The organism is Bacteroides sp. 2201st1_D9_2201SCRN_220225, from assembly GCF_040928965.1.
Taxonomy (GTDB): Bacteria; Bacteroidota; Bacteroidia; order Bacteroidales; family Bacteroidaceae; genus Bacteroides; species Bacteroides stercoris.
In genome coordinates, this window is the sequence record NZ_JBCODG010000047.1 from 26,591 (window position 1) to 36,088 (window position 9,498).

At 43.6% G+C, this 9,498-nt stretch carries 7 protein-coding genes and 1 tRNA gene; 5 read left to right on the forward strand and 3 right to left on the reverse strand.

The window, feature by feature from the left end:
- Positions 1-67: 67 nt before the first annotated feature.
- Complete coding sequence (locus AB5903_RS14980; RefSeq protein WP_005657318.1) at positions 68-445, reverse strand: GtrA family protein; 378 nt, start codon at positions 443-445, stop codon at positions 68-70.
- Positions 446-539: 94 nt separating this feature from the next.
- Here AB5903_RS14980 and AB5903_RS14985 point away from each other — a divergent pair, with 94 nt between their 5' ends.
- The 3 genes from AB5903_RS14985 to AB5903_RS14995 all read left to right on the forward strand — a co-directional run bounded on the left by AB5903_RS14985 (position 540) and on the right by AB5903_RS14995 (position 5,673).
- Positions 540-2,255, forward strand: a complete 1,716-nt coding sequence (locus AB5903_RS14985) for a glycosyltransferase family 39 protein (RefSeq protein ID WP_117857058.1) — start codon at positions 540-542, stop codon at positions 2,253-2,255.
- Between the two features lie 3 nt (positions 2,256-2,258).
- Positions 2,259-2,795 (forward strand): HD domain-containing protein, encoded by a 537-nt coding sequence (locus AB5903_RS14990; RefSeq protein ID WP_022104324.1) that lies wholly within the window; start codon positions 2,259-2,261, stop codon positions 2,793-2,795.
- Positions 2,796-2,874: 79 nt separating this feature from the next.
- Complete coding sequence (locus AB5903_RS14995) at positions 2,875-5,673, forward strand: putative LPS assembly protein LptD (protein ID WP_118206731.1); 2,799 nt, start codon at positions 2,875-2,877, stop codon at positions 5,671-5,673.
- 175 nt (positions 5,674-5,848) lie between these two features.
- Here the strand turns inward: AB5903_RS14995 and ung are convergent, their stop codons facing one another.
- Both ung and asnA read right to left on the reverse strand, forming a co-directional pair.
- On the reverse strand, positions 5,849-6,511 hold the full coding sequence (gene ung / locus AB5903_RS15000) for a uracil-DNA glycosylase (RefSeq protein ID WP_016661842.1): 663 nt from the start codon (positions 6,509-6,511) through the stop codon (positions 5,849-5,851).
- Positions 6,512-6,640: 129 nt separating this feature from the next.
- Positions 6,641-7,678, reverse strand: coding sequence for an aspartate--ammonia ligase (asnA, locus tag AB5903_RS15005; protein ID WP_272710041.1), 1,038 nt, complete (start codon positions 7,676-7,678; stop codon positions 6,641-6,643).
- A gap of 217 nt (positions 7,679-7,895) precedes the next feature.
- Between asnA and AB5903_RS15010 the strand changes: the two genes are divergently transcribed.
- Together AB5903_RS15010 and AB5903_RS15015 are read left to right on the forward strand one after the other, a co-directional pair.
- Positions 7,896-7,968 (forward strand) — tRNA-Arg (locus tag AB5903_RS15010).
- 140 nt (positions 7,969-8,108) lie between these two features.
- A complete protein-coding gene (locus tag AB5903_RS15015; protein WP_272198112.1) occupies positions 8,109-9,371 on the forward strand; it encodes a phage integrase SAM-like domain-containing protein in 1,263 nt (420 codons plus the stop codon).
- The last annotated feature ends 127 nt before the right edge of the window (positions 9,372-9,498 follow it).

The window sequence follows — 9,498 nt, forward strand, 5'->3', positions numbered from 1 at the left end:
AAATATATTATTTTCCGGAGAAGTCCGGGATAAATATTATAATTAAAAATTATTGATTTGAGAAATATCAGTCTTTTCGTTTGAAAACGAAGCGTACCAACAGGAAATTGACCGGAATGGCTATGGCGAATACCGGAATAGGGGCAAGGGTTTTGGAGAGTCCCAACCAGAGGAATGTATTCAGCAAACCGATGTGCAGCAGGTAATTGAATAAATGTGCTCCGCCAAAACCGAACGCCTTGCTCCATGACGGCTTTTTGCCGAACGTGAAGTATGCGGTAAGGTAGAAATTGGCGATAAAGCTCAGGGCATAGCCGAGGGTATAGGCTATATTTACATTGATGAACCGTTGCAGTAAGAAGTATATCCCGTAGTGCAAAGCGGTTGCAAGGATACCCACCATGACAAAACGTATGAACTCGGGAAATCTTTTTAAATGCTTCATTTTAGGTTTACGCTATCATTGAGCCGGCAAAGTTAGGTATTGTTGTAGAATATTTCGTACTTTTGCAGCCGGAAAAATATAAAAACGAAAATATATGTCGGACAGAAAGATAGCGTTCTGGTTTATTGCACTGTTAAGTGTACTTGTACTGGTTCCCTTTTTAGGGGAAACCATATTCTATTCGAAAGGGGAACCGCGTGAGGCGATAGTTGCATATACCATGCTGGAAAGCGGTAACTGGATACTCCCGACGAATTACGGAGTGGAAATAGCTTATAAACCGCCTTTCCTTTATTGGACAATAGCCGTCATTTCATCCGTCTTGGGAGGAGTTACGGAGTTCTCGGCACGTATGCCGTCGGCGCTTGCTTTTCTGGCTATGCAGTTGGTATTCTTCAGCTTCGTAGCCAAACGCAAGGATGTAAAGACTGCATTTCTGACCTCTATTCTTCTTTTGTCCTCTTTTGAAGTACACCGTGCGGCAGTAGCCTGCCGGCTTGATATGCTGCAAGTTTCTCTCATCGTGATTTCATTGTGTCTGCTTTTCCGATGGGATGAGAAGAATTGCAAAGGAATTCCTTGGCTGGCCGTACTGTTGATGGCATGCGCTACATTGACAAAAGGGCCGGTCGGTTCTATCTTTCCCTGTCTGGGTATCGGGGTGTATCAGCTGTTGCGCGGGCGTTCGTTCGGAAAGGCTTTCTTTTCACTGCTGGGCATCGGGTTACTGTCCCTCATTCCTTTGGGCATTTGGTTTTGGGCAGCTTATCAGCAAGGCGGAGAGGCGTTTGTCAATTTGATGCTGGAAGAGAATACCGGACGTTTCTTCCGGAAAATGTCCTATGCATCGCACGAGAATCCGTTGTGGTATAACTTCCTGACTATTATTTGGGGATGGGTTCCCTGGACTTTAGTGCTGCTTATTTCCTTGTTCGGACTGAAATGGAAAAAGATACATCTTCTGCCGGAAGGTGCTTCCGTTGGCGAACGTTTAAAGAAAGCGTGGTGCAAATTCCGTTCTCAGTCACCGTTGCAGCTTTTTGCGTGGGTGGTGATTTTAACGATTTTCATCTTCTATTGTATTCCCAAAAGTAAGCGTAGCGTTTATCTGCTGCCTATCTATCCGTTTATGGGAATGCTGCTTGCCGAATACCTGCTGGCATTGGTGCAACGAGGCGCGAAAGTATTCCGGATTTCTGCCTGGATTTTCGTTGCATTGACAATATTGCTTACCGTTACTTTCTTTGCCGTGCGTTTGGACATGATTCCCGAAAGTATTTGGGGAACAGGCAAGCATGCCGCCGAGAATATAGCTTTTGTGAATGCACTGCATACGGTGCAGCTCTCACTGCCGAAATGGCTGATCGTGTTCCTGCCGCTTGTAGCTGCCGGCTGCTTGCTGTATATGCTGGTAAAGCGTGCGGACACGCGTTCGCTGTTGTATGGTACGGCTGGCTGCATTTTGTGTATATTTGTGTCGTTGGACGGCGTTTATCAGCCTACTATATTGGCGGTGAAGTCGGACAGGCATCTGGCTGTACGCCTGAATGAGTTAGAGCCTCAAGGTATGGTCTATTCGTATGCCGACTGGGTTAAGTTCTATGGTATAAATTATTATCTGGGCGACCGGGTGCGTATCTTTGATAAACTGAACCCTGCCCAAGGTTATGTGCTGGTGACGGACGAACTGCAAGAACAGTTCCTGCAGGATACGGAAGACACCTACCGGGTGGAGGAAGTATACCGCACTCCTCTGCGCAGTTGCGACTTGCGCCGGAAAGTCATTGTTTATAAATTCAGCAAAAAATAAAAAATGAGTCCCCAAGGGTTGATTGATAAATATTATCCGGAAGCCAATGAATTGCGGCATATCCTACTGACGCACAGCCGTTCTGTGGCCGATAAGGCTTTGTGGATTGCCGACCGCCATCCGGAGTTGTCTTTGGACAGAGATTTTCTGTATGAAGCGGCTATGTTGCACGATATAGGTATATTCCTGACAGATGCCGACGGCATTTATTGCTTTGGCGACAAACCCTATATCTGTCATGGCTATTTGGGAGCGGACCTGGTGCGTTCGGAAGGATATCCGCGTCATGCCTTGGTTTGTGAAAGGCATACGGGGGCCGGTCTCGCACTGGAGGATATTATTGCGCAAAATCTGCCTGTTCCTCACCGGGACATGCTTCCGGTAAGTATGGAAGAGCAGGTTGTATGTTTTGCAGATAAGTTTTATTCCAAGACACATCTGGACAGGGAAAAAAGTGTAGAGAAAGCGCGTGACAGCCTGCTGCGTTATGGCAAAGCCGGCGTGCAACGCTTTGATTATTGGTGTAAACTGTTTTTGTAGCAATCTAAATTTCTTTAAAAAGGGAGATTATCCGTATAAATTACGTACTTTTGCCCGTTCAAGCGTAAACTATTAGTTAATGACGCCATTGAAAGCAAATACATTCATATCATTCATACTACTATTCGTCTTACTTCTTCTTTCCGGTGAGGCTGCTTCGCAACGTCGTCGGCGCGGTGTTGTACCACCAGGAAGACAGCAAGTGGACTCTTTGCGGAGTGATTCGCTGGGGCAGGGGATTGCATCTTCTCATAGGAGAGGTATGCGCGATACCTTGCAACCCGATTCTTTGCGGATGGATACGTTGGCTGCTTCCGGCAAGAAGAAACAGCCTTTGGACGCTCCGGTGACTTATGAGGCAAACGATTCCATTGTATTTACTCAAGGCGGATATGCGCATCTCTATGGTCAGGGAAAAGTAAACTATCAGCAGATAGAATTGGCGGCGGATGTTATTACCATGAATATGGATAGTAGCACGGTTTATGCCCATGGAGTGGAGGATTCGTTGGGAGTGAAGAAGGGAACACCGGTTTTCAAGGATGGAGAAACCCCATACGAGACTAATACGATTCGCTATAACTTCAAGAGTAAGAAGGGTATTATAAGTAATGTAGTCAGCCAGCAGGGCGAAGGATATGTAACCGGAAACAATGCAAAAAAAGGCGCTAATGACGAGTTGTATATGAAGAGTGGCCGATACACGACCTGCGACCACCATGAGCATCCTCACTTCTATATGCAGATGACTTACGCAAAAGTGCGCCCCAAAAAGAATGTAGTAACCGGACCTGCCTATCTGGTGGTAGAGGATGTGCCTTTGCCGCTTGCCGTGCCGTTCTTTTTCTTCCCGTTTTCGAGCAGCTATTCGTCGGGTTTCCTCATGCCTACCTATATGGATGACTCCAGCCGCGGTTTCGGCTTGACGGACGGTGGATATTACTTTGCCATCAGTGACAAGATGGATTTGAAGTTGCGTGCCGATATTTTTACGAAAGGTTCCTGGGCTTTGAATGCCGAGTCCAATTATATCAAACGGTACAAATATTCGGGCTTGTTTCAGGCAAGCTACCAGGTGACGAAAACCGGTGATAAAGGATTACCGGATTATTCTGTGGCTAAGGACTTCAAGATTGTATGGTCTCACAGACAGGATGCGAAGGCCAATCCGAATCAGACATTTTCTGCCAGCGTGAACTTTGCTACCAGTAGTTATGAGCGTACCAACATCGGCAATATGTACAACTCGAATGCCATGTCGCAGAATACAAAAACTTCAAGTATCAGTTATTCCCGTTATTTCTTCGACAGGAAACTGACGATTGCGGCAACCACCAATATCGCACAGACTATGAAGGACTCCTCGGTCAATGTCACTCTGCCCGACTTGAATATCTCCTTGTCCACGCTTTATCCTTTTAAGCGTAAGAAAGCGGCGGGTGAAGAAAAATGGTATGAGAAGATTTCCATCCGGTATACGGGGCGTTTGACCAACAGTATCCAGACCAAGGACAACCTGCTGTTTAAATCCAATCTGATAAAGGACTGGAAAAACGGTATGAAGCATGAGATTCCTATCAGTGCCACTTTCACATTGTTCAAGTACTTCAATGTAACGCCTTCTGTCAGCTATACCGAACGCTGGTATACGCGCAAGGTCATGAAAGACTGGGACCCTAATGCCGGAGGAAGCGGCAGGGAAGTGGCTACTGATACGATTTACGGTTTTCATCGTGTGTATAACTACAATGCCAGCCTGGGTATCAATACGAAGATATACGGTATGTATAATCCTATATTCTTTCCTAAAAAGAAGATACAGATCCGCCATGTCATAACCCCGTCGGTGAGCATAAGTGCCGCACCTGATTTTGGTTCCTCGCGCTACGGTTATTACGACTCCTATATCAAGAATTATGCGGACGGAAGACGGGATACGGTGGTTTATTCTCCCTATGCCGGTCAGGCGTTTGATGTGCCGGGAAGAGGTAAGCAGGGAAATATAACCTTCAGTATCTCCAACAACCTGGAGATGAAGTATTACAGCAGTAAGAAGGATACGATTAAGAAAATCAGTCTGATTGACGAGTTGGGAGCTAATATTAATTACAATATGGCGGCTGCGACACGTCCTTGGGGTGACCTTGGGCTGAATTTGCGTTTGAAGTTGAGCAAGAATTACACGTTCAGTATGAGCTCTTCATTCAAGACATACGGTTATAAGTTCGATAAGAATGGAAATGTGGTAGAGAATGACCGTACGGAATGGTCCTACGGACGTTTCGGTATTTTCCAGGGATACGGTTCTTCCTTTAGCTATACGTTTAATAACGAAACGTGGAAAAAGTGGAAAGAGAAGCTGAGCGGCACTAAGGATGCCGATAAGGAGAAAGATAAGGAAAATTCTTCCGAGGAAGGGGAAGATGCGGAGGCAAGTTCCGATGAGAGCGGCATTCCCAAGAAGAAAGTGGAAAAGGCAGCAGTGGATGCCGATGGTTATCAGGTGTTCAAGATGCCGTGGTCTTTGAATTTCAATTATAGTTTTAATATTTCCGAAGACCGTAGCAAGCCTATCAATCGGAAAAAAATGCGCTATCCTTACCGTTATACTCATAACTTGAGCGCTTCGGGTAATATAAAACTTTCCAATAAGTGGGCGGTGAGCTTTAACTCCGGTTACGATTTTGAAGCAAAGAAGATAGTACAGACCACCTTTAATATCACACGTGACCTGCACTGTTTCAGCATGTCGGCCAGTCTGTCTCCTTTCGGACAGTGGAAATATTACAACTTTACCATTCGTGCCAACGCAAGCATTTTGCAAGATTTGAAATGGGAGCAGAGAAGCCAGACACAGAGTAATATTCAGTGGTACTAATTAGGGTGATGTTTCCAACTGTTTCTGGCGGCATTATTTGATTTTAGGCACGGGATTACACGGAGTTTAATAACGTTACCTGTTTCATTCCTTCTTCCGCGAACTCCGTGTAATTCCGTGCCTAAAAGAAATCGTCAAGCACATTTTTTCGTACCCCCTTTTTATCAGTGCCGCCTTACCATTTTATCTCTTCCTTTCCGTGCGCTTTCAGGTATTCATTCGTCTTGCTGAAATGTTTGTTTCCGAAGAAACCGTTGTATGCGGAAAGAGGAGAAGGGTGTGCGGATGTCAGTACCAAGTGTTTGTTGCGATCGATAAAAGCACCTTTTCGTTGTGCATAAGCTCCCCATAATATAAAGACCAAATGCTCCCGTTCTTCGGCAAGAATACGGATGGCGGCATCTGTAAATGTTTCCCAGCCGCGGTTCTGATGGGAGCCGGCTTGATGGGCACGTACGGTGAGAGTGGCATTGAGCAGTAATACGCCTTGTTCCGCCCAACGGGTCAAGTTGCCGGTAGGTGGCGCATCTGTTCCGATATCCGCTTTGATTTCTTTAAAAATATTGACTAAAGAGGGCGGGAAGGGCACGCCGTCGTTGACGGAGAAACAGAGTCCGTGTGCTTGTCCGGGACCATGGTATGGGTCCTGGCCGATAATCACTACCTTTACCTTGTCAAAAGGACATAAGTTGAAAGCATTGAATATCAATTTTCCTGGTGGATATATGGCATATTTACCATATTCCTCACGCACGAAGTTCGTTAATGTGTAAAAGTAATCTTTGTCAAATTCAGGCTGCAAATGTGCTTTCCAGCTATCTTCGATCTGAACGTTCATAATAGGAAGTGTTAGTAGTTTACGACGCTAAGATACAAATATTTCACCATAGTATACAAAGAGCCCCGCAGAGTTTTTTGCTTTTTCCTTTGAAACTCTGCGGGACTTTATATTGTTTACAGGTTGTATTTAGATTAAATGTATGTTGTGTGCCTTACATTCCGAGCGCATATCTTCGGGCCAGATGCTGGCTTGTATTTCTCCGATATGGGCTTTGCGCAAATAGAACATACACAACCGGGACTGACCGATACCGCCACCGATAGACAAGGGCAGCGCATCTCCCATCAGGCGTTTGTGGAAATAGAGTTCCAGACGTTTTTCTTCGCCTTCTTGCTTGAGCTGACGCTGGAGGGCTTCTTTGTCTACGCGGATACCCATTGAGGATAATTCCACACTGCGTTGAAGCACATCGTCCCACAGTAATAAGTCGCCGTTTAAGCCGGGCAGACCGTTTAAGCCGGGAGTCGTGTAGTCATCATAGTCCGGAGCGCGTCCATCGTGTTTTTTGCCGTCGCTTAGTTTGCAGCCGATGCCGATGATAAATACGGCGCCGAACTTCTTGGCAATGGCATGCTCACGGCATTTCGATTCTATATTGGGATACATCTGCCGGAGCTCTTCCGCATGGATAAAGTGTAACTTCTGTGGCAGGCAGGGCCTGATTTGCGGATACATTTCATATACCATATATTCCGTACGGACCATTGCAGCATAAATGCGGGTGACTATCTCTTTCAGAAAGTCTATGTTACGGTCTTGTTCGGTGATAACGCGCTCCCAATCCCATTGGTCTACATATAAAGAATGTAAGTTGCCCAGCTCTTCGTCCGCACGGATGGCATTCATATCGGTATAAATTCCGTATCCCGGTTCTATACCGTATTCGGCAAGTGTCAGACGCTTCCATTTGGCAAGCGAATGTACCACTTCTGCCTGCGCATCGCCTAAATCTTTGATGGGAAACGACACAGCCCGTTCCACACCGTTCAAATCGTCGTTGATACCCATGCCTTTTAATACAAAGAGAGGGGCGGTGACACGACGCAGACGGAGTTCGGAAGAAAGATTCAACTGAAAGAATTCTTTAATCTGTTTAATGCCTAATTCCGTTTGTTTTAAGTCCAATAAAGGTTTGTATCCTTCGGGTTTTATCAGGTAGCTCATAGGTTTAATTTCTGAAACTTCTATTAATTTGTTCGGCAAAGATAGAAATAATATTGATACTTGTTTCTATTTTGATTGAAAAAATAACAAAATGTATATGTATATCCGTTTAATGCTCTCAAAATAATATTGAAAGGGTAATATGCAAAACAGATATAAAAAATGTATGAAGATTAGGAATATGCAGAGATTTTTTCTACTTTTGCATCCGAATTAAGGCTCCGTAGCTTAGTGAATAGAGCGTCAGATTCCGGTTCTGAAGGTCGTGCGTTTGAATCGCACCGGGGTCACAGGAAAATCCTTGATAATCAGTAGATTATTAGGGATTTTTTTATTTATGTACTACTCGGATTTAGGGGTAAAATAGGGCATTTTAGCATGAATTTCTGTACTTGTTGATTAATAGTTGATTAATTTTAGTAACTGTAACATGCTAACATTCAAGCCGGAAGTAATGCGTAATGAGCAAAAAGTTGATGGAACCTTCAATGTAAAGGTCAGAATTACCTATCAGCGCAAGGTAAAGCGTTTGCCTACAAGTATCTTTGTCGAAGAAAAAGATCTGACAGGAGCATTTAAACTAAAGAACCAGCGTGTCATCAATGAAGTGGATGATTTGATAAGGAGCTACCAAGAGATATGTGCTTCTTTACAAGTGGAGCTAAACAATTACACACTGGATGAGATTGTAGCTTATTTAAAAGAGGAAAGAGAAAGGCCAAAGAGTGTTGATTTTATCCAATTTTGTAACGAATGGTTGGAAACTACGACTATCAAAGGGAAGAAGAATTATAAATCAGCTCTCCATGCTTTTGTTGATTACTTGGGAACGGATAAGTTGAATACGGATCAAGTAACATCCCGCTTGTTGAATGGATTTAAGGAGTTTTTGCTGATTAAGCATGAAAGACGTGTTCTTTTGTTACAAAAACAAGGTAAACGAGTCCCATCCAACAGAACTGTTTCGCTTTATATGGGGAGTATTAGACACTTGTTCAATGAAGCAAAGAAGAAATATAATGATTATGACAGAAATATATTATTAATTCCCAATTCCCCATTTGAACACGTAGATGTACCTAAACAAGAGGCAACACGTAAGCGGGCATTGTCGGCTGAGGTGGTGAAAAAGATATGGGAGCTACCTTATATGCTGAATGCTAATGGAAAAGAAAAGAACTGCCTCTATAACTTAGCGAAAGATTGTTTTATTTTGTCTTTTGCTTTAATTGGTATAAATTCAGTAGATTTATATAGTTGTGTCGAGATAGAAAACAATGTGATTACTTATTATAGAAGCAAGACAACAAGGAGAAGGCTAGATAAGGCTAAGATGCAGGTTAATGTTCCTTCTTTTCTACAACCTTTGATGGAAAAATATAAAGATGGGTTGGGAAAACATATTTTCAGATTTTATAGAATGTACTCTACTGCCAATAATTTCAATAAAGCAATTAATTTAGGTTTGAAGGAGGTCGGTAAATCATTGAAAATAGACGATTTGGAGTTCTATGCCGCTCGCCACTCATGGGCTACCATTGCTCTAAATAAAGTAGGAATTGATAAATATACAGTTCATGCAGCACTCAATCATATTGATGAATCTATGAAAGTAACTGATATTTATATAGAAAGAGATTTTGTAAATGAGAATATAGCCAATGCGAAAGTAGTGAAATATGTATTTGGTTAATTACTTGATCCTTATTGAATAATCGAGTAATGTGTATTGTTTAAATTGGTATGAGGTTGTGTCAAAATGCTGACACAGCCTCTTTTTATGCGCAAAGCCCAGACTTTCTCAAGCCCGGGCTTTGTTA

Excerpts from the sequence above, each read along its gene's own strand:
- AB5903_RS14980 (WP_005657318.1), bottom strand. The coding sequence starts at position 445 with ATGAAGCATTTAAAAAGATTTCCCGAGTTCATACGTTTTGTCATGGTG.
- AB5903_RS14985 (WP_117857058.1), top strand. The coding sequence starts at position 540 with ATGTCGGACAGAAAGATAGCGTTCTGGTTTATTGCACTGTTAAGTGTA.
- AB5903_RS14990 (WP_022104324.1), top strand. The coding sequence starts at position 2,259 with ATGAGTCCCCAAGGGTTGATTGATAAATATTATCCGGAAGCCAATGAA.
- AB5903_RS14995 (WP_118206731.1), top strand. The coding sequence starts at position 2,875 with ATGACGCCATTGAAAGCAAATACATTCATATCATTCATACTACTATTC.
- ung (WP_016661842.1), bottom strand. The coding sequence starts at position 6,511 with ATGAACGTTCAGATCGAAGATAGCTGGAAAGCACATTTGCAGCCTGAA.
- asnA (WP_272710041.1), bottom strand. The coding sequence starts at position 7,678 with ATGAGCTACCTGATAAAACCCGAAGGATACAAACCTTTATTGGACTTA.
- AB5903_RS15015 (WP_272198112.1), top strand. The coding sequence starts at position 8,109 with ATGCTAACATTCAAGCCGGAAGTAATGCGTAATGAGCAAAAAGTTGAT.